The 18,784-nt window shown below is 60.8% G+C and carries 20 protein-coding genes; 7 read left to right on the top strand and 13 right to left on the bottom strand.

The window, feature by feature from the left end; all coding sequences use genetic code 11:
• Positions 1–137: 137 nt before the first annotated feature.
• Positions 138–1,019, top strand: a complete 882-nt coding sequence (gene rarD / locus AC3WK8_RS24685) for an EamA family transporter RarD (RefSeq protein WP_085599867.1) — start codon at positions 138–140, stop codon at positions 1,017–1,019.
• A 79-nt stretch (positions 1,020–1,098) separates the two neighbouring features.
• Here rarD and hpaR read toward each other — a convergent pair whose 3' ends face one another.
• The 3 genes from hpaR to AC3WK8_RS24670 form a co-directional block, all read right to left on the bottom strand.
• On the bottom strand, positions 1,099–1,521 hold the full coding sequence (gene hpaR / locus AC3WK8_RS24680; protein WP_085599865.1) for a homoprotocatechuate degradation operon regulator HpaR: 423 nt from the start codon (positions 1,519–1,521) through the stop codon (positions 1,099–1,101).
• 128 nt (positions 1,522–1,649) lie between these two features.
• Positions 1,650–2,726, bottom strand: a complete 1,077-nt coding sequence (hppD, locus tag AC3WK8_RS24675; RefSeq protein ID WP_022639100.1) for a 4-hydroxyphenylpyruvate dioxygenase — start codon at positions 2,724–2,726, stop codon at positions 1,650–1,652.
• 247 nt (positions 2,727–2,973) lie between these two features.
• Positions 2,974–3,930: a DMT family transporter gene (locus AC3WK8_RS24670; RefSeq protein WP_103326074.1), complete on the bottom strand. Its 957-nt coding sequence runs from the start codon at positions 3,928–3,930 to the stop codon at positions 2,974–2,976.
• A gap of 86 nt (positions 3,931–4,016) precedes the next feature.
• Here AC3WK8_RS24670 and AC3WK8_RS24665 point away from each other — a divergent pair, with 86 nt between their 5' ends.
• The 3 genes from AC3WK8_RS24665 to AC3WK8_RS24655 all read left to right on the top strand — a co-directional run bounded on the left by AC3WK8_RS24665 (position 4,017) and on the right by AC3WK8_RS24655 (position 7,119).
• Positions 4,017–4,910 (top strand): LysR family transcriptional regulator, encoded by an 894-nt coding sequence (locus tag AC3WK8_RS24665; protein ID WP_103326073.1) that lies wholly within the window; start codon positions 4,017–4,019, stop codon positions 4,908–4,910.
• A gap of 62 nt (positions 4,911–4,972) precedes the next feature.
• On the top strand, positions 4,973–6,511 hold the full coding sequence (locus AC3WK8_RS24660) for an EAL domain-containing protein (protein WP_103326072.1): 1,539 nt from the start codon (positions 4,973–4,975) through the stop codon (positions 6,509–6,511).
• 242 nt (positions 6,512–6,753) lie between these two features.
• Positions 6,754–7,119 (top strand): histone-like nucleoid-structuring protein, MvaT/MvaU family, encoded by a 366-nt coding sequence (locus AC3WK8_RS24655; protein WP_022639105.1) that lies wholly within the window; start codon positions 6,754–6,756, stop codon positions 7,117–7,119.
• A 244-nt stretch (positions 7,120–7,363) separates the two neighbouring features.
• Here the strand turns inward: AC3WK8_RS24655 and AC3WK8_RS24650 are convergent, their stop codons facing one another.
• Positions 7,364–7,891, bottom strand: coding sequence for a DUF4946 domain-containing protein (locus AC3WK8_RS24650; RefSeq protein ID WP_085599948.1), 528 nt, complete (start codon positions 7,889–7,891; stop codon positions 7,364–7,366).
• A 197-nt stretch (positions 7,892–8,088) separates the two neighbouring features.
• Here AC3WK8_RS24650 and gloA point away from each other — a divergent pair, with 197 nt between their 5' ends.
• Positions 8,089–8,610 carry a lactoylglutathione lyase gene (gloA, locus tag AC3WK8_RS24645; RefSeq protein ID WP_022639107.1) on the top strand — a complete coding sequence of 174 codons (522 nt, stop codon included), beginning with the start codon at positions 8,089–8,091 and terminating at the stop codon, positions 8,608–8,610.
• An 87-nt stretch (positions 8,611–8,697) separates the two neighbouring features.
• On the opposite strand, the gene ahpF is transcribed toward gloA, so the two are convergent.
• The 3 genes from ahpF to AC3WK8_RS24630 all read right to left on the bottom strand — a co-directional run bounded on the left by ahpF (position 8,698) and on the right by AC3WK8_RS24630 (position 12,036).
• The gene (ahpF, locus tag AC3WK8_RS24640; protein WP_103326071.1) at positions 8,698–10,263 is read right to left on the bottom strand and encodes an alkyl hydroperoxide reductase subunit F; all 1,566 of its coding nucleotides are present in this window, start codon (positions 10,261–10,263) and stop codon (positions 8,698–8,700) included.
• A 120-nt stretch (positions 10,264–10,383) separates the two neighbouring features.
• Positions 10,384–10,947 (bottom strand): alkyl hydroperoxide reductase subunit C, encoded by a 564-nt coding sequence (gene ahpC, locus AC3WK8_RS24635; RefSeq protein ID WP_017907017.1) that lies wholly within the window; start codon positions 10,945–10,947, stop codon positions 10,384–10,386.
• A gap of 150 nt (positions 10,948–11,097) precedes the next feature.
• Positions 11,098–12,036, bottom strand: a complete 939-nt coding sequence (locus AC3WK8_RS24630; RefSeq protein ID WP_103326070.1) for a site-specific integrase — start codon at positions 12,034–12,036, stop codon at positions 11,098–11,100.
• 179 nt (positions 12,037–12,215) lie between these two features.
• On the opposite strand from AC3WK8_RS24630, the gene AC3WK8_RS24625 reads away from it, so the two are divergent.
• Positions 12,216–13,220, top strand: coding sequence for a DNA-binding protein (locus AC3WK8_RS24625; protein WP_103326069.1), 1,005 nt, complete (start codon positions 12,216–12,218; stop codon positions 13,218–13,220).
• On the opposite strand, the gene gorA is transcribed toward AC3WK8_RS24625, so the two are convergent.
• Together gorA and galU are read right to left on the bottom strand one after the other, a co-directional pair.
• A complete protein-coding gene (gene gorA / locus AC3WK8_RS24620; protein ID WP_085599855.1) occupies positions 13,221–14,579 on the bottom strand; it encodes a glutathione-disulfide reductase in 1,359 nt (452 codons plus the stop codon).
• A 132-nt stretch (positions 14,580–14,711) separates the two neighbouring features.
• A complete protein-coding gene (gene galU / locus AC3WK8_RS24615; protein ID WP_022639112.1) occupies positions 14,712–15,551 on the bottom strand; it encodes a UTP--glucose-1-phosphate uridylyltransferase GalU in 840 nt (279 codons plus the stop codon).
• Positions 15,552–15,978: 427 nt separating this feature from the next.
• Between galU and AC3WK8_RS24610 the strand changes: the two genes are divergently transcribed.
• On the top strand, positions 15,979–16,260 hold the full coding sequence (locus tag AC3WK8_RS24610) for a hypothetical protein (RefSeq protein ID WP_103326067.1): 282 nt from the start codon (positions 15,979–15,981) through the stop codon (positions 16,258–16,260).
• 6 nt (positions 16,261–16,266) lie between these two features.
• Here the strand turns inward: AC3WK8_RS24610 and AC3WK8_RS24605 are convergent, their stop codons facing one another.
• The 4 genes from AC3WK8_RS24605 to AC3WK8_RS24590 all read right to left on the bottom strand — a co-directional run bounded on the left by AC3WK8_RS24605 (position 16,267) and on the right by AC3WK8_RS24590 (position 18,696).
• Entirely contained in the window at positions 16,267–16,497 is a 231-nt protein-coding gene (locus AC3WK8_RS24605; protein ID WP_103326066.1) for a hypothetical protein, read from the bottom strand.
• Between the two features lie 69 nt (positions 16,498–16,566).
• Complete coding sequence (locus tag AC3WK8_RS24600) at positions 16,567–17,418, bottom strand: c-type cytochrome (RefSeq protein ID WP_404696088.1); 852 nt, start codon at positions 17,416–17,418, stop codon at positions 16,567–16,569.
• 65 nt (positions 17,419–17,483) lie between these two features.
• Complete coding sequence (locus AC3WK8_RS24595) at positions 17,484–18,134, bottom strand: c-type cytochrome (RefSeq protein WP_085599847.1); 651 nt, start codon at positions 18,132–18,134, stop codon at positions 17,484–17,486.
• A gap of 208 nt (positions 18,135–18,342) precedes the next feature.
• Positions 18,343–18,696 carry a hypothetical protein gene (locus AC3WK8_RS24590; RefSeq protein ID WP_022639118.1) on the bottom strand — a complete coding sequence of 118 codons (354 nt, stop codon included), beginning with the start codon at positions 18,694–18,696 and terminating at the stop codon, positions 18,343–18,345.
• Positions 18,697–18,784 lie beyond the last annotated feature (88 nt).

Below are 18,784 nucleotides of genomic sequence, written 5' to 3'. Positions count from 1 at the left end.
TCAGGGACGAATGAAAAAATATCCCGCCGGCATGTCGCAAACAGAGCAAAAATCTCGCGCCAAACCCTCTATATTGCCCTCGCTTGTTTACCCCCCAACTCCCGGCGCCCTGCGCATCCGGGTCTTACGAGGACAGTGTGTCTAAAGGTATTGCGTTATCGGTCCTGGCGTCGGTGCTGTTCGCCGTCATGTATTTCTACACGTCGCTGCTGGCGCCCCTTACCGGGGTGGAGATCTTCGGCTGGCGAATGCTCCTCACCCTGCCCTGCATGACCCTGTTCATGCTGCTCACCGGCGAATGGCCAAGGGTCGGCGAAGTCTTGCGCCGGGTGCGCGCCAGGCCGGCCATGGCCCTGGCGCTGCTGTTGTCCTCGGCCCTGGTGGGCGTGCAGTTGTGGCTGTTCATGTGGGCGCCGCTCAACGGCTACAGCCTGGATGTATCCCAGGGCTACTTCCTGCTGCCGCTGACCATGATCCTCACCGGACGCATCGTCTATGGCGAGCGCCTGTCGCGCCTGCAAAAGGTGGCCGCAACGCTGGCCTGCATCGGCGTGCTCAACGAGTTGTACCAAGCCGGCAGTTTTTCCTGGGCGACCCTGGTGGTGGCCGTGGGCTACCCGCTGTACTTCGTCCTGCGCCGGCGCTTGCACAGCGATCACCTGGGCGGATTGTGGCTGGACATGGCGCTGTTGATACCGGTGGCGCTATGGGTGGTGCAAGGCGGCGAACAAGGCTTCGCCGTGCTGGATGCCCAGCCCCGGCTGTACCTGCTGATCCCGCTGCTGGGCCTGATCAGCGCCTCGGCGCTGGTGTGCTACATCATCGCCAGCCGCCAACTGGCTTTCAGCCTGTTCGGCCTGCTCAGCTACGTGGAGCCGGTGTTGCTGCTGATGGTGGCCCTGTTGCTGGGGGAAAGCATCAAGGAGGGCCAATGGCTGACCTACGTGCCGATCTGGCTGGCGGTGCTGGTGCTGATCACCGAGGGTGCGCGCCACCTGCTGCGCCAGCGACGCGGGTAATGGGATAGCCAAAGAGCTTCTGCAAACCTGCCCGCAGCCTCGCCCTGGCTCGAGCCCGGCTACTTTCGCCAGTGCCGCGTCAGGGCTTGATCTGCTTCAGTTCGTTGAGCAGTGCCAGCAAGGCTTGCATCTTTTCCTCGCCGAACTGCTGCTGGATCCTCTGGTAGTTGACCTCCATGTCGTCGCTCATGGATTCGAAGCAGGCATGGCCCCTCTGGGTCAGGGTGATGAACAGGCGGCGCTGGTCCTCCGGCGACTTGCGCCGGCTGACGTACTCATCGCGCTCCAGGCGCGTCAGCACCCCGGTCATGCTTGGCGGCAGGATGCAGGCCATCTTCGCCAGCTGGTGGCTCTCCAGTTCGCCGTTCTGGCGCAGGATGCGGATCACCCGCCACTGCTGTTCGGTGAGCTCGTGCTGGTTCAACGAAGGACGGAAAAACGCCATGGCGGCCTCACGGGCCTGCAGCAGGGTCAGGGTCAGGGAAGGTCTGGGGGTTTTCATCAAGGAGTCGGTCGGGGCCTGGAAACAGAGGCGAGAACATTAACACATTCACAATCGCCAACCGACAGGCAAAACAAAGCCCGGCCAGGAAAGACCTGGCCGGGCTTGGGCTTCAAGCGCTACGCGGCTTATTCGGTGGCGAGCACGCCACGTCGTACCTGGTCACGCTCGATCGATTCGAACAATGCCTTGAAGTTGCCCTCGCCGAAACCATCGTCGCCTTTGCGCTGGATGAATTCGAAGAACACCGGGCCCATCAGGGTTTCCGAGAAGATCTGCAGCAGCAGGCGCTTGTCTTCTTTATCCGAGGCACCGTCGAGCAGGATGCCGCGCGATTGCAGTTGATCAACCGGCTCGCCGTGGTTTGGCAGGCGCCCTTCGAGCATTTCGTAGTAGGTATCAGGCGGTGCGGTCATGAAGCGCATGCCGATCTTCTTCAGGGCGTCCCAGGTCTTGACCAGGTCGTCGGTGAGGAAGGCCACGTGCTGGATGCCTTCGCCGTTGAACTGCATCAGGAACTCTTCGATCTGGCCTGCGCCCTTGGACGATTCCTCGTTCAGCGGGATGCGGATCATGCCGTCCGGAGCGGTCATGGCCTTGGAAGTCAGGCCGGTGTATTCGCCCTTGATGTCGAAGTAGCGGATCTCGCGGAAGTTGAACAGCTTCTCGTAGAAACCGGCCCAGTAGGCCATGCGTCCGCGATACACGTTGTGGGTCAGGTGGTCGATGATCTTCAGGCCCGCACCTGGTGGGTTGCGGTCCACGCCTTCGAGGAACACGAAGTCGATGTCATAGATCGAGCTGCCTTCGCCGTAGCGGTCGATCAGGTACAGCGGCGCGCCGCCGATGCCCTTGATCGCCGGCAGGTTCAGCTCCATCGGGCCGGTGGCGACGTGGATCGGCTGCGCACCCAGTTCCAGGGCGCGGGCGTAGGCCTGCTGGGCGTTCTTGACGCGGAACGCCATGCCGCATACCGACGGGCCGTGTTCCGCGGCGAAGTAGGAAGCGATGCTGTGGGGTTCGTTGTTGAGGATCAGGTTGATCGCGCCTTGGCGATACAGGTGCACGTCTTTTGAACGATGGGTCGCGACTTTGGTGAAACCCATGATCTCGAAGATCGGTTCGAGGGTATTGGGGGTGGGCGATGCGAATTCGATGAATTCAAAGCCCATCAGGCCCATCGGGTTTTCAAAGATATCTGCCATGGTTGGCGCCTCATCATATTTTTAGAATTAACGGATCGTTAGTTGCTATCAATGCTGAGGAAGGCAGGTGGTGCGCAAGAAATGCCCCGCACGCTGCGCGCGAGGAAGTCACCATAGATGAGTTGGAATCCGAGAATCTTCATATCGGTCCTGTCTTGCCGGCTGGCCAGGCTTCTGCTGCCAGAAGACTTTATTATTGTATGCGTAACCAGATTCTACACAGCGTAAAAGCCTTTGTCCGCACTCTTTATGAAATCGCCTTTCTTGTCCCCTTCGCAAGGGGCCGGTTGCACTGGTAGATGCCGCCCAGGATCAGCGCGCCCCCCAGCACCATCACCAGGCTCAGTTGCTCGGCCAGCAGCAGCGCCCCGAGAATCACCGCCGTCAGCGGGTTGAGGGCGATGAATACCCCGCTGCGGGTAGCGCCGATCCGCCGCAGACCGTCGTAGTACCAGATGTAGGCCAGCGCCGAGCCCAGTACGCCCAGGTATAGAAGAGCCAGGCCCTGGGCCAGGTCCAGGTGGAGCACCGCTTGCAGGTCGAATTCGCCGCGCACCAGGGTCGCCGCGCACAGCATCAAGGTTCCCAGCACCACCGAGTAGGTCACCGTCTGCAGCGGTCCCAGGCTCTGGTTCAGTTCCTTGGAAAACAGCGAATACACGCCCCAGCCCAGGACACAACCGAGGATCAACAAGTCGCCGCGCCAACTCCCCGCCCGGCTGGCCAGGGCCGAAGGATCACGACTGCAGATCACCAGGGCCGCACCTCCCAGGCACAGGCCGATACCCAGCAGCTTGCGCCGGTCCAGGCGTTCCTTGAACAGTGCCCAGGATGCCAAGGCGATCACCGCCGGGTTCAGGGCGACGATCAGCGAGGCCCGCGAGGCGTTGATCTGCTGCAGGCCGAGGAAGAAGCACAGGTTGTAGAAGAAGATCCCGAAGAACCCCAAGAGTGCCAGTTGGCCGAGCTGCCTGAAGCTCGGGCGCGCCAGGGGAATTCGCGCCAGGGCCATGAAACCCAGCAGGGCCAGGCTGGCCAGGAGAAAACGCAAGCTGGCGGCCAGCAACGGCGACAGCCCCGAGGCCAGGTAGCGCCCGGCGACGAAGGTGCCGCCCCAGATCATGGTCACCGCCGCCAACTTGCAATAGACCCCCAGGTCGTGGTGCCTGGCAGCCAGTGGGGCAAAGAAACTGCTCTCGCTCATGTTGATCGCACTCGAAGAAGGTCGGATTTGTCTTGCCGGAATATTCTTTGTCTAATGCCTGATCATCGTAAAATGAGCTTTTACTCATGACCCTGACCCAGCTGGAAATCTTTTCCCGGGTGGCCCAGTTCCAGGGCTTCACCAGCGCCGCCACGCGCCTGGGCATCAGCCAGTCGGCGGTGTCCCACGCCATCAGGTCCCTGGAGCAGGAGCTGGGGGTGGAGTTGTTCCGTCGGCACCAGGCCCAGGTCGAGCTCACCGACATCGGCCAGCAATTGCTGGCACGGGCCCGGGCCATGCTCGGCCTGGCAGCGACGTTGGAACAGGAGGCCGCCGATGCCCGGGGCATGAAGCGTGGGACCTTGCGCATCGGCTCGTTCGGCCCCACCTCCTCCATCCGCCTGCTGCCACCGATCCTGGCGCAATACCGCACCCAGTATCCGGGGATCGAAGTGCATATCGACGAAGGACCGGACCGCCAGGTCCTGCAGTGGCTGGAGGAGCGGCGTATCGACCTGGGCTTCGTGGTGCTGCCCCAGGAACGCTTCGACAGCTTCCCCCTGGTGCAGGACCAACTGCTGGCCCTGGTTCCGGCAGGCCATCCCCTGGCCGGCGAGTCGCAGCTGAGCCTGGAGCAGCTGTGCCAGGATCCCTTCGTCCTCACCGAGGCCGGCTCTGCGGAACTGGTGTCGCGGTTGTTCATTGGCGCCGGGCTGGTCCCCAACATTCGCTATCGCTGCTCACAATTGCTCAGCACCCTGGAAACCGTGGCCCGGGGCGATGCCCTGAGCATCGTCGCCCAATTGTCGTTGCCCCAAGGGGCGGACCCGCGCTATACAAGTCGCCCATTGGTGCCAGCGGTACAACGCAAGATCGGTGTCGCGGTGCTGGACCGCCGCCAGTCATCGCCAGCGACCCTGGCCTTCATCGACCTTGCCCAGGGTCTCTGTAGCCAGGCAAAGCCGTCTATCCTGCGATGATCCAGGCAATATCGCGTCCGTGACCGGCGCCCTGCCCTTCTCCCTTGCCACAGGTCCGACCCATGCCGCTGACCGCCAAAGGTCCACTCCAACGCTCCACCCACACCTTCTGGACCTTGCTGGCGATACTCCTGCCGATCGTGCTCGGAGCCGTCATCCTATATCTCCAGGCGCAACGGACCTTGTTGCACAACAGCCAGGAAATCGCCGAGGAAGCCATCGAGCAGTTCGACCAGATGCTCGACCACTCCGACAGCGCCGCCCGTGCCCTGCTGCCCCTGGCCGGACAGGAGTGCGACGCCGCCCGGCAACTGGCCCTGCGCGAACAAGTGACCCGGCGCCCACTGGTGCGCTCCACCAACCTGGTGTGGCGCGACAACAACTACTGCAGTTCATACCTGGGCAGCTACGCGGCGGTCCTCGATCCCCGGGACTACGTGGATGGCCGGCTGCGCCTGATGGATGGCAACCATGTCACTCCCCAGACCCCGCTGCTGGTCTACCGCTCGAGCGCTGGCGAAGGCGCGGCCCTGGCGGCCATCAACGGTTATCATCCGACCAACACCCTGCGCATGCTCAGCCGTTTCGCTCAGTTGCAACTGCAAGTGGGCCGGCATTGGTTGTCCAGTGACGGCCAGGTGCGCGAAGGCAACGCTCCCCTGGCAGCGGTGGCCAGCCAGCAACTGAGCTCGTCACGCTATCCCTACAGCGTCAATGCCGGGTTCGCCCAGGGCAGTGTCTGGCGCTATATGAAAAGCCAGTATCCGGCGCTGTTCAGCTTGCTGATCTTCCTCGGCGCCGCCGCCGGCGGCCTCGCCCACTGGCTGCAACAACGTGCCGTTTCCCCCAGGCACGAGTTGCAGCGGGCACTGATGGCGCGGGAGTTCATCCCGTACTTCCAGCCGATTGTGCGCGGCGACAGCCTGCAGTGGGCCGGTATCGAAGTGCTGATGCGCTGGCAACACCCCAGGGAGGGCCTGGTCCGTCCTGACCTGTTCATTCCCTTCGCCGAACATACGGGGTTGATCGTGCCCATGACCCGTTCGTTGCTGCGCCAGACCCGAGAGGTACTGGCGCCCTGGGCCGGGAACTTCCCCGACGGCTTTCATATCGCGATCAATATCACCGCGCGCCATTGCCAGGACCTGCAATTGCTGGAGGACTGCCGGGAGTTCCTGGCGGCATTCGAGCCGGGCAAGGTGGTCCTGGTGCTGGAACTGACCGAACGCGAACTGATCGAGCCTACGACCGTCACCCAGCAGTTGTTCGCTGAATTACGTGAACTGGGGGTGATGATCGCCATCGATGACTTCGGCACCGGCCACTCCAGCCTCGGTTATCTGCGCACCTTCAATGTCGACTACTTGAAAATCGACCAGAGTTTCGTGGCCATGATCGGTGCCGATGCACTGTCGCTGCATATACTGGACAGCATTATCGAACTCTCACTCAAACTCGACCTGAGCATAGTCGCCGAAGGTATTGAAACTGCCGAACAACGGGATTACCTGACAGCCAAGGGCGTGCATTTGCTCCAGGGTTACTTGTTTGGAAAGCCCATGCCCAGCTCAGAATTTGTTACAGCTATAGCGCGCCATTAAATAGCCATGTCAGAAAAATAATGCTCGACAAGTAACTCCGGGCATGAGCAGCTTTGCATCAATTTACAAATATGGCCTGGAACAAGAACAACACGATTTACTCGCGGCGCGTTAACTACTACAATTTTTCACGCCTGTACAAGATTCACAGGTAGGCCAGTTAATCGAACCTTAACCAGTTCATGGCTTATAGCTTTGTTTGTGCTGTGTATTAGCCAAAATAGACTATTGGAGTGAAGATATTGTCCAGACTTGCTGAATTCCGTGCTGCCGAGAAAGCACTTCAAGAACAGCTCGCCCAGCTTGAATCCCTGAAGAACGACGCCGGGCTCAAGAAGGAAATCGAGTTCGAAGAAAAACTCCAGGCTCTGATGAAGTCCTACGACAAGAACCTGCGTGACATCATCGCGATCCTCGATCCGAACCTGGGCAAGGCCGGCCTGCCACAGGCCAGCGCCCCTAAACAGCGCCGCGCCCGTGTGGTCAAGGTCTACCAGAACCCGCACACCGGCGAGCTGATCGAAACCAAGGGCGGCAACCATCGCGGCCTGAAGGCTTGGAAAGAACAATACGGCGCCGCTACTGTGGACTCCTGGCTGCGCGCTTGAACAAAGCCGCACCTGAAAAAGGCCCTGCACATGCAGGGCTTTTTATTGAGCGGAATAATTTTAGTGCCCCAGAGTCAAAGGAAAGATCTTACGCACATTGCAGGCAGACTCCTGCATCACATCTGCCCTCTCGCGAGCTGCAGCCAGCGCGGAATAAGGGCCGGGCATGCTCAACTTCACGCTTAATGCCTTTCGATAACGAACCTGCAACACGCAGAAAGCAAACGATGAGCCTTAAACCCGCTTAAAGTTTCAGGTTATTTCGAATGGCGAGTACTTCATCCCGACTATCGGCATAAGCCGCTGCCTGGCCAGCGTATGAAAGTACATAAGCCTTATCCCCATCCAATGCGGCCACCAATGTTTGTGACAGCACATGCCGGCCATTCTGGGTAATAGTGCAAGTGGTTTCCAATGCTTCGAGGCGACTCAACTGCGCGGCATGGATCTTGTTGCACACGCTCTGGTAACCACCTTGGGCAAAGTCCTTCTGTACTGACTTGCGCATCTCCAGCAATACCCCCTGGAGATTGACTACATGCCCGGGCTCGACCTGGCTCATGGTCAACTCCATGACCAGTTGCGGATTGCCCGCGGCGTCGTTCTTCACCGCCCGCTGGCGCGACACCTTGGCGGCCTGGTCGGCCTCCTGGGAGGGCACCGGTTCCACCGTCCAGCCCTGGGGCCAGCTGATTTCGGGAGCCGCCTGGGCGGCACCGGCGAGCATTGCCAGGAACAGGGCTACAACGGGGGTTCTGAACGACAGGATCATGTTCTGTACACTGGAAAAGGGAGCCTGGAGTCTGAGCCCGGCGCCAGGAATGGGCAATAGATCAAGAGCTTTGGGTTTGGCCCATCCCAGGCACTTGCGTATCATTGGCCAATCCCAAGGATATCCGAACCATTGCCCCGGCAAGCCGCTGCCCGAGCCTTCGACCAGCCCTTGCCGTCTCATTTCCCGGAGGGCCCATGAGCCTCAACGAACTCAACACTTTTCCCGGCGTAACCGCCCAGCCTGACGCCGCCACCGCCCGCTTCGTGTTCAACCACACCATGTTGCGCGTCAAGGACATCACCCGCTCCCTGGACTTCTACACCCGGGTCCTGGGTTTCTCCCTGGTGGAGAAACGTGATTTCCCCGAGGCTGAGTTCAGCCTGTACTTCCTGGCCCTGGTGGACAAGGCGCAGATCCCGGTCGACGCTGCAGCGCGTACCGAATGGATGAAGTCGATCCCCGGCATTCTCGAGCTGACCCACAACCACGGCACCGAGAACGACCCGCAGTTCGCCTATCACAACGGTAATACCGACCCTCGCGGTTTCGGCCACATCTGCATCTCGGTACCGGACATCGTCGCCGCCTGCGAGCGCTTCGAAGCCCTGGGCTGCGACTTCCAGAAGCGCCTGAACGACGGCCGCATGAAAAGCCTGGCCTTCATCAAGGATCCGGATGGCTACTGGGTCGAGATCATCCAGCCAGCTCCGCTGTAAGGCAGCACCCAGCCGGGCCTGGTTCGCCAGGCAAGAAAAAACCCCATGGGCCATGGCTCATGGGGTTTTGTTGTTCCAGGGGGCGGCTCAGTCCGGCGCCGAGGTCCGGATCAGGTGGTCGAAAGCACTCAGGGATGCCTTGGCCCCCTCGCCCACCGCGATCACGATCTGCTTGTACGGCACCGTGGTGACGTCACCTGCCGCAAACACTCCAGGCAAGGAAGTCTCGCCGCGCGCATCGACGATGATCTCGCCACGTGGCGACAATTCAACCGTGCCCTTGAGCCAGTCGGTGTTGGGCAGCAGGCCGATCTGTACGAAGATGCCTTCCAGTTCGACGTTGTTGAACTCACCCGACTGGCGATCCTTGTAGACCAGGCCAGTGACCTTCTGCCCGTCGCCCTTGACTTCGCTGGTCAGGGCACTGGTGATGACCTTGACGTTGGGCAGGCTGAACAACTTGCGTTGCAGCACAGCGTCGGCACGCAGTTGGCTGTCGAACTCCAGCAGGGTCACATGGCTGACGATACCCGCCAGGTCGATGGCCGCTTCGACACCGGAGTTGCCGCCGCCGATCACTGCCACGCGCTTGCCCTTGAACAGCGGGCCATCGCAGTGCGGGCAGAAGCACACACCCTTGGCCTTGTACTCTTGCTCACCGGGCACGCCCATTTCACGCCAGCGCGCACCGGTGGCCAGGATCACCGACTTGGCCTTGAGGCTGGCGCCGCTCTCGAACCGCACCTCATGCAGGCCACCCGCGTCCTTGGCTGGCACCAGGGCACTGGCACGCTGCAGGTTCATGATATCGACGTCGTATTGCTTGACGTGCTCTTCCAGGGCCGCGGCCAGTTTCGGGCCTTCAGTCTCCTGCACCGAGATGAAGTTCTCGATGGCCATGGTGTCCAGCACTTGCCCACCGAAACGCTCGGCGACCACACCGGTGCGGATCCCCTTGCGCGCAGCATAGATGGCTGCCGCAGCGCCGGCCGGGCCACCGCCGACCACCAGCACGTCGAAGGCTTCCTTGGCGCTGAGTTTCTGCGCTTGTTTCTCCAGCGCGCCGGTGTCGAGCTTGGCCAGGATTTCTTCCAGGCCCATGCGGCCTTGGCCGAAATTCACGCCATTGAGGTAGATGCTGGGCACGGCCATGACCTTGCGCTCGTCAACCTCGGCCTGGAACAGCGCGCCATCGATGGCCACGTGGCGAATATTGGGGTTGAGCACCGCCATCAGGTTCAGTGCCTGGACCACGTCCGGGCAGTTCTGGCAGGACAGCGAGAAATAGGTTTCGAAGTTGAACTCGCCCTTGAGCGAGCGGACCTGCTCGATCACTTCCGCGCTGGCCTTGGATGGATGGCCACCCACTTGCAACAGCGCCAGTACCAGGGAAGTGAACTCGTGGCCCATGGGGATACCGGCGAAACGCAGGCTGATATCACTCCCCGGGCGATTCAACGAGAACGACGGCTTGCGCGCATCGGTACCGTTGTCGAGCAAGGTAATTTGATTGGAAAGACTGACGATGTCTTTGAGTAGAGCGAGCATTTCCTGGGATTTCGCACCGTCGTCGAGGGAGGCGACGATCTCGATCGGCTGTGTGACCCGCTCCAGGTATGACTTCAACTGAGATTTAAGATTGGCGTCCAACATACGGGCGATTTCCTTTGGTTCGGTAAAAAAACAACGCCCGGGCGAATCTCGCCCGGGCGTTATTTGAGGGCGGTGCGGCTTACTTAAGTGCGGATGACCGCCTCTGCATGACGCATGGACTTAGATCTTGCCGACCAGGTCCAGGGACGGAGCCAGGGTGGCCTCGCCTTCTTTCCACTTGGCTGGGCAGACTTCGCCTGGGTGGGCAGCAACGTACTGGGCGGCCTTGATCTTGCGCAGCAGCTCGGAAGCGTCACGGCCTACGCCGCCATCGTTGATTTCAACGATCTTGATCTGGCCTTCCGGGTTGATCACGAAGGTACCGCGGTCAGCCAGGCCGGCTTCTTCGATCAGCACGTCGAAGTTGCGGGAGATGGCCAGGGTCGGATCGCCGATCATGGTGTACTTGATCTTGCCGATGGCTGGCGAAGTGTTGTGCCAGGCAGCGTGGGCGAAGTGGGTGTCGGTGGAAACGCTGTAGATCTCAACGCCCAGCTTCTGGAATTCGGCGTAGTTGTCGGCCAGGTCTTCCAGCTCGGTCGGGCAGACGAAGGTGAAGTCAGCTGGGTAGAAGAACACTACGGACCACTTGCCTTTCAGGTCGGCATCCGATACTTCGACGAACTCACCGTTTTTGAATGCAGTAGCTTTGAACGGTTTAACTTGGCTGTTGATGATAGGCATCGTTGACTCTCCATCAGTGGTTGAAGACATTGGGTGAAAACTTGATGGGGAGAATCCTAGCCAATGAGTCGCCATCTGGCTCATTGGTAAACCTGATGCTCTCGATTGGTTTTGGCTATGAGCCCTGAGTATTAATAGAAAAAACCTTGCCTAAGGGGCGACCGCCTTCTCCCTGAGCTGCGCCATGCCCGCGAAGGGCTCTGCCTCGACATAGCGCATGGCCGATTTCAGGTCCTTCCACCCCACGTAGGCCATCAGCGACTTCAGGTCCCAGCCGCTGCGCTGGGCCCAAGTGGCGAACCCGCGGCGCAGGGAATGGCTGGTGTAGCACTCGGCGGCGATACCGGCCTGCTCCAGCACCTGGCGCAACAGGGGAATCACACTGTTGGCATGCAGCCCCTGCTCGCCCAGGTTGCCCCAGCGATCGATGGCGCGAAATACCGGCCCGCGTACCAGTGCGGCGGTATTGATCCATTCGATGTAGGCCTGCACCGGGCACAGGCGCTGCAAGGCCGGCGTGCTGTAGGTACGGCCCAGGTTGTCCCGATCGCCCTTGCTGCGCGGCAAGTACAGGCTGATGCCGGAGCCGGCGTGGGCCTGCACATGCTCGACCTGCACACGACAGAGCTCGTCGCTGCGAAAGCCACGCCAGAACCCCAGAAGGATCAACGCCCGATCCCGCCGCGCCCGCAGCAGGCCGGCCTGGCAACGCTCGGCCAGAGCTTGCGACGCCTGCTCATCGAGCCAGCTGGCCACCCGCTCCAGGTCCTGCAGCTGCAAAGGCACGGCCTGCTTCTCCTGGGCTGGGTGCACGGCCCGAATCCCCTTGAGTACCTGGCGCACCACCGGGGCCTTGGTCGGGTCGACGAAACCCTGGCTGTTATGCCACTGCGCCAATGCCGACAAGCGCAGCTTCAACGTGTTGATCGACAACTCGCCGGCATAGGCCGCCAGGTAACGGGCGACGCCTTCCGCCGTCGCCGGCAGGAAGCCTCCCCACTGCACCTCGAAATGCTCGATGGCCGCTCGATAGCTGCGGCGTGTGTTGTCGCGGGTGGCCGCTTGTAGATAACGATCCAGTTCACTCATGGCGCCTTGACTCCAGCAAGTACAGGGCAAAATCGGCAGGAAAACCCGATGCAGGTCGCTGAGATTGGATAATACTAAAATATCCACTGTCATGATCCTGCTATCTGGCATGCAAATTCATATGTACAATTACCTAAATTACATACCACGTAACACAGTACTAAATCGTTGGAGGCAAGATGGCTCGCGGAGGCATAAACAAAGCGGTGGTGAAAAAGGCGCGCCAGGCGATCCTTGCCCGCGGCGGGCACCCCAGCATCGATGCAGTACGTATAGAAATGGGCAATACCGGCTCGAAAACCACCATCCACCGCTACTTGAAAGAGCTGGATGACGGCGCCGGACAACGGGATTCCGGCCCGGTACCGCTGGACGAAGAGCTCGCGGAGCTGGTCAGGCGCCTCGCCCGGCGTCTTTCGGAGCAGGCCCAGGAGCCACTGGAACAGGCCCTCGCCCACTTCCAGGAGCAGAAGCAGGCGCTGGAACAGCAACTGGAGGAAATGCGCCGCCACGAAGAGCGACTGCAGCAGCAAATACAGGACAAGGTCGCGGCACTGGCCAACGAAAGCGCCACGCTACACGACACCCGCAACATGCTGCAGGGCGAACGGACCCACAATGCCGAACTCGGCCAGGCCCTCAAGGATTACGACCTGCGCCTGGCCGACAAGGAACAGCAGATCCGTTCCCTGGAAGAAAAGCACCTGCATGCCCGCGACGCCCTGGAGCATTACCGCGCAGCCAGCAAGGAGCAGCGCGACCAGGAACTGCGTCGCCACGAGGGGCAAATGCAGCAAGTCCAGATGGAGTTGCGCCAGGCCCAGCAGAGCCTCCTGGTACGCCAGGATGAGATCACCCAGTTGCACCGCGACAACGAACGCCTGCTCGGCGAGCAACGCACCACTCTCAAGGCGCTCAAGCAGACCCAGGAAGCGCTGAGCCAGGGCAGCGCCCAGCAGGCGCAACTCAATGAGCAACTGGCCCGCCAGGGCAACGAAGGCACCCTGCTTCAGGAGCGCTTGCGCGTAGCTCTGGAAGAGATCCAGGCACTCAAGGAAAAGAATCGGCAACAAACCCGGGCGGGCAAGGAACTGGAAGCACGCGTCACCAAGGCCGAAACCAGCCTGGAGGCGCTGCGCCTGGCTGCCGACAAGGCCCAGCCAGGCCCAGCAAAGGACGCCTGATCAGCCGACGACCGGGGTCCGCATGGTGACGAACTCTTCAGCGGCGGTCGGATGCACGCCGATGGTTTCGTCGAAGTCACGCTTGGTCGCCCCGGCCTTCAGTGCAATGGCCAGGCCCTGGACGATCTCACCTGCGTCCGGGCCGACCATGTGGCAACCCAGCACCTTGTCGGTCTCGGCATCCACCACCAGCTTCATCAGGGTGCGCTCCTGACAGTCGGTCAGGGTCAGCTTCATCGGCCGGAAACGGCTTTCGAAAATCTGCACCTGGTGCCCGGCCTCGCGCGCTTGCTCTTCAGTGAGACCGACGGTGCCGATGTTCGGCAGGCTGAACACGGCAGTAGGAATCATCCGGTAATCCACCGGGCGATACTGCTCGGGCTGGAACAGGCGGCGCGCCACGGCCATGCCTTCGGCCAGGGCCACCGGGGTCAACTGCACCCGGCCGATCACATCGCCAATGGCCAGGATCGACGGCTCGCTGCTCTGATACAGATCGTCGACCTCGATGAAGCCGCGCTTGTCGAGCTTGACCGCGGTGTTCTCCAGGCCCAGGTTGTCGAGCATCGGCCGGCGCCCCGTGGCATAGAACACGCAGTCGGCCGCCAGCTTGCGACCATCCTTGAGGGTAACCTCGAGACTGCCGTCGGCTTGCTTGTCGATACGCTCGATGTCGGCATTGAACTGCAACCCCAAGCCGCGCTTGGTCAGCTCTTCCTGGAGGTGCTTGCGCACCGCGCCATCGAAGCCGCGCAGGAACAAGTCGCCGCGATACAACAACTGGGTATCCGCCCCCAGGCCATGGAAGATTCCGGCGAACTCCACCGCGATGTAGCCGCCACCCACCACCAGGATGCGCTTGGGCAGTTCCTTGAGATAGAAGGCTTCATTGGAGCTGATGGCATGCTCGCGCCCCGGGATGTCCGGAATCTGCGGCCAGCCGCCAGTGGCGATCAGGATGTGCCTGGCGGTATAGCGTTGGCCATTGACCTCCACCTGATGCGGATCGATCAACTTGGCGTGCCCTTCGTGCAGGGTCACGCCGCTGTTGACCAGCAAGTTGCGATAGATGCCGTTGAGGCGATGGATTTCCCGATCCTTGTTGCCGATCAGGGTCGCCCAGTCGAAATTCGCCGCACCAAGATCCCAGCCGAACCCGGAGGCCTGCTCGAAGTCTTCGGCGAAGTGGGCGCCGTACACCAACAGCTTCTTCGGCACGCAGCCGACGTTGACGCAGGTGCCTCCCAGGTAACGGCTCTCGGCCACCGCGACCTTCGCCCCGAAGCCTGCGGCAAAACGTGCGCAACGTACACCGCCGGAACCGGCGCCAATTACATACAGATCAAAATCGTAGGCCATTTCACTCTCCCAGGCAGGCTGACAAGCATAACCGCAGATGGCGAAGCGGTCAGCGCAGTGGATGGACATATGGGCGATAAATGAAAAAGCCACCCGCAGGTGGCTTTTCCAGAGAAAACCGTGCAGCGACTATCAGTAAGCCTTGCCGGTCTTGTAGAAGTTCTCGAAGCAGAAGTTGGTCGCTTCGATGTAGCCTTCGGCGCCACCGCAGTCAAAACGCTTGCCCTTGAACTTGTAGGCCATCACGCAACCGTTTTGCGCCTGCTTCATCAGGGCGTCGGTGATCTGGATCTCGCCACCCTTGCCTGGCTCGGTCTGCTCGATCAGGTCGAAGATATCCGGAGTCAGGATATAGCGGCCGATGATCGCCAGGTTCGATGGAGCATCCTCGGGCTTTGGCTTCTCGACCATGCTGTGAACGCGATAGATATCGTCGCGGATCATCTCGCCGGCGATCACGCCGTACTTGTTGGTTTCCTGTGGGTCGACTTCCTGGATGGCCACGATCGAGCAACGGAACTGCTTGTACAGCTTGACCATCTGGGTCAGCACGCCGTCGCCTTCGAGGTTGACGCACAGGTCGTCAGCCAGCACTACCGCGAAAGGTTCGTCACCGATCAGCGGGCGACCGGTGAGAATCGCATGGCCCAGGCCCTTCATTTCGGTCTGGCGGGTGTAGGAGAACGAGCACTCGTCCAGCAGCTTGCGAATACCGACCAGGTACTTCTCCTTGTCGGTGCCCTTGATCTGGTTTTCCAACTCGTAACTGATGTCGAAGTGGTCTTCGAGGGCGCGCTTGCCACGACCGGTCACGATGGAGATTTCATTCAACCCAGCATCCAGCGCTTCTTCAACGCCGTACTGGATCAGTGGCTTGTTCACCACCGGCAGCATTTCTTTGGGCATGGCCTTAGTCGCTGGCAGGAAGCGAGTACCGTAACCGGCTGCAGGGAACAAGCATTTCTTGATCATATGAGTCCTTAAATAAGGCTGTGCGTACGAGTTTCGGCGCAGTCTAATCAGGCGGCGAGCACCTTACAATGCCCCACACTGGCTAACCGCTGCCATCATAGAGAAATAAAGCGCCAGATAGTTCCGCAGCGTCCAGCGGATCGCTTGGAGCATGAGCCCAAAGGCTTGCAGTGCGCTGCTTCCAGCCCGACCAGCGAGAGCGTAGACAGCCTGCTTGCGGGCGATCCCGGGTAACATCCAAGCCCCTTTCGGATAACCGGTGATGGCACCAGGCATGATGCCTGCGGCACCGATCTCGCAACACCGCCTGCAAGCAGCTACAACAAGAGCAAGGCCAAGAGCGATCAGCAATTCCTGTACCGCCATGGCCATTAGCTATAGCATCGCCAACCGATGTTCCCACCCCCTTCAAGACGACGAAAAATCCATGAACAAACTGCTGGTAATCTCGGCGATCCTGGCCCTGGGCGGCTGCGCCACCGTGTCCGATACCTACCTGGCCAATGGCGAACAGGCTTTGAGCATAGACTGTTCCGGGGAAGCCGGATCCTGGGCCGGCTGCTATGAAAAGGCCGAGGCCTCCTGCGCCGGTACCGGCTATCGGATCATCGGTACGCAAGGCACTCCTGCCCCCAATGAAAGCGACAAGACCCTGGGCGTGGATGTCGGCAACTACAAGAGCCGCAGCGTGGTAGTGGTCTGCAAATAGCGAGGCCTAGATATGGATCTCGGCAAACTTGATCCCCAGGCCGCGAATGGTCTCGATCAAGTCGTCCAGGCGCGTGAAGGATTCCACCTCGTCGCTGTCATCCACCAGGAAATAGCTGCGCCCAGCGCTTTTCTTGAAAAACACGATCCACTCCCCGGAGTTGGCCGGGTTCTGGATTACATGGGTGGCAGAGATCAAGCCCTCTGCATGCTTTTCCCTGACGTGTTCCCGCTTCATGCTTTCTCCCAAAAAGACGATGCCGCCAAGGCGGGAGCCCGGGCGGCATCGGTGACGATAGACGACAGTTTATCGGATGCCTTGGCCGATCAGTACGCCTTCTACCGTTTGCCCATACAGATTCACCCCATCGTTGGCGTGAAACTTGACTCGGGTCTTCTCGATCGAGCCATCCACCAGGCGCGGATCCTGAGGCCGTTCATGGCTGTTGACGAAGGCCGCGACGTCCCACGCTTGCTCATCGCTCAGGCTGCCCCCCTTGCCCAAGGGCATGTTGTGCTTGATGAATGACGCCGCGGTATTGATCCGGTGCATCCCTGCTCCCCAGTTGTAGGAGTCCTTGCCCCAGAGCGGCGGCATCACGTAGCCCCCCCCTGATTTCTGCCCCTGGCCTTGCTCGCCATGGCAGACCGAGCACTGCGCCTGGTACACCGCGGCGCCACGCTTGAGGTCATACCCCTTGGCCGGCTGCGGCACGTCGGGATAACCACGGCCCGGCAGCTCGGTGCCCAACGGCGCCTTGCTCGCCAACCAATAGGCGTATACCGACAACGCGGTGATTTCCGGACTGTCCGCCGCCGGCGGCTGGCCACCGTTCATGCTGAACTGGAAGCAGCCCTGCAAGCGCTCGGCGAAGGTATTGACCTTGTCGTTTTTCTTGCGATAGGCGGGATACATCGGATAGGCGCCCCACAGCGGAGCGGAGTTGGCCAGGCGCCCCTGGTCGAGGTGACAGTTACTGCAGTTGAGGCCGTTGCCCACATACTTCGGCGCCAGGCGCTTGGTATCGACGAACAATGCATGCCCCTCGCGCACCAGCTTGCCGTAGGCGTTGTCCGGCAGTTCACTCTCGGCCGGTGCCTGGAAATACCGGGTGCTGGCGGATGCGCTCGGCGCCTGGATCTGCGACTGGTCTTCCATGGCGATCCCGGCCGCTTGCACCTGGGCCGCCAGCGCCGCCAGCACCGCCCCTGCAATCATTGGCTTCATGGACGTGCCTCCTTCTGGCTCAGGTTGGCGAAGTAGTCCGCCACCGCGGTGACTTCCTCGGCACTCAGGGACTTGGCGATATGCCCCATCAGGTCATTGGGGTCATTGTGCCGAGCACCCTCGCGCCAGGCGTTCAGCTGCGCCGCCAAATAGGTAGCAGGCTGCCCGGCCAGCGGTGGAAAAGCCTGGCCGACACCCGCACCCCCTGGGCCATGACAACTGACGCACTCGGGTACCTGGCGATCCCAGGCTCCGCGCAAGGCCAGGCGCTCGCCCACCCCGACCGCAGGCTGGGCGCGACTGGTAGCAGGGGTTTTCGAGGCAGGCATGGCAGCGAGGGTGGCGGTCACGGCGGAGATTTCATCTTCGGTCAGGGCCTTGGCCAGCGGTTGCATGACCGGGCTGGTACGAGCACCACTGCGAAAATCATGCAGTTGCTTGCTCAGGTACCCCGCCGGCAAGCCGGCCAGACGCGGAAAACCGGCTGGCCCCAGGCCCATCGCATCCGCACCATGACAGGCCATGCAGGCCGCGGCCCCCGGCTGGGAGCCGCCCTGGGTGAAGACTTTCTGCCCGTCCACGGCATGGGCAGATTGCACAAAAAGCAGCATCAGGCCACTCAATAGCATTCGATCCAGTGGGATCATATGAACTCCATTATTCTAGTTATATGCTTAGACTTACTTGATATAAGCAGCAGAATAGTAGGTCAATAGATCCACACCGACAACGCCCAATTACCCTCTACAGCCCGAAAAGCCGGGGTTGCCCGGTCTTTCCAGCAGGCAAAAAAAAGCCTGCCGGCTTCCTGTCGAGTAGCGCAGGAAACCTTGCAGGCGTGCCGTTACACGCCCTTCAACCGGAGATGCAGCGCTCCCCGGCCTTGAGCACATCCCCAGGACGCAACGGGTTGTTGGACATCTGCTCGTGCAGCTTGATGCTGCTACCACCAGAACGTTCATCGATATAGAAAATCGCCGCCGGGGCCGGCGACAGGCTTTGCGGGACTATCACTCGATAACCGCCGGACTTGTTCGCCTCAAGCTGCAAGGCACCACGGCTGTCGGCCAGCCTCGCGCTCAGGCACTTGGCGTACTCTTCGGGCTTTTTCCCGGAAATGACATTCAGGGTCGGTGGCGTCTGGTTGATATCCGAGACGGTGGAACAGCCACCGATTGCCAATGCCAGTACCCACACCCACCGCTTCATATGAAATCTCCAATGAAAAACCCTCCGACAGCCAGCACGCCATTTTTCTCCGGAGGCACGGCTTTATCGCCGATAAAAATCCAAATAA

Source organism: Pseudomonas sp. FW507-12TSA (genome assembly GCF_058781435.1).
This window is presented reverse-complemented; position numbering and strand designations above follow the sequence as displayed.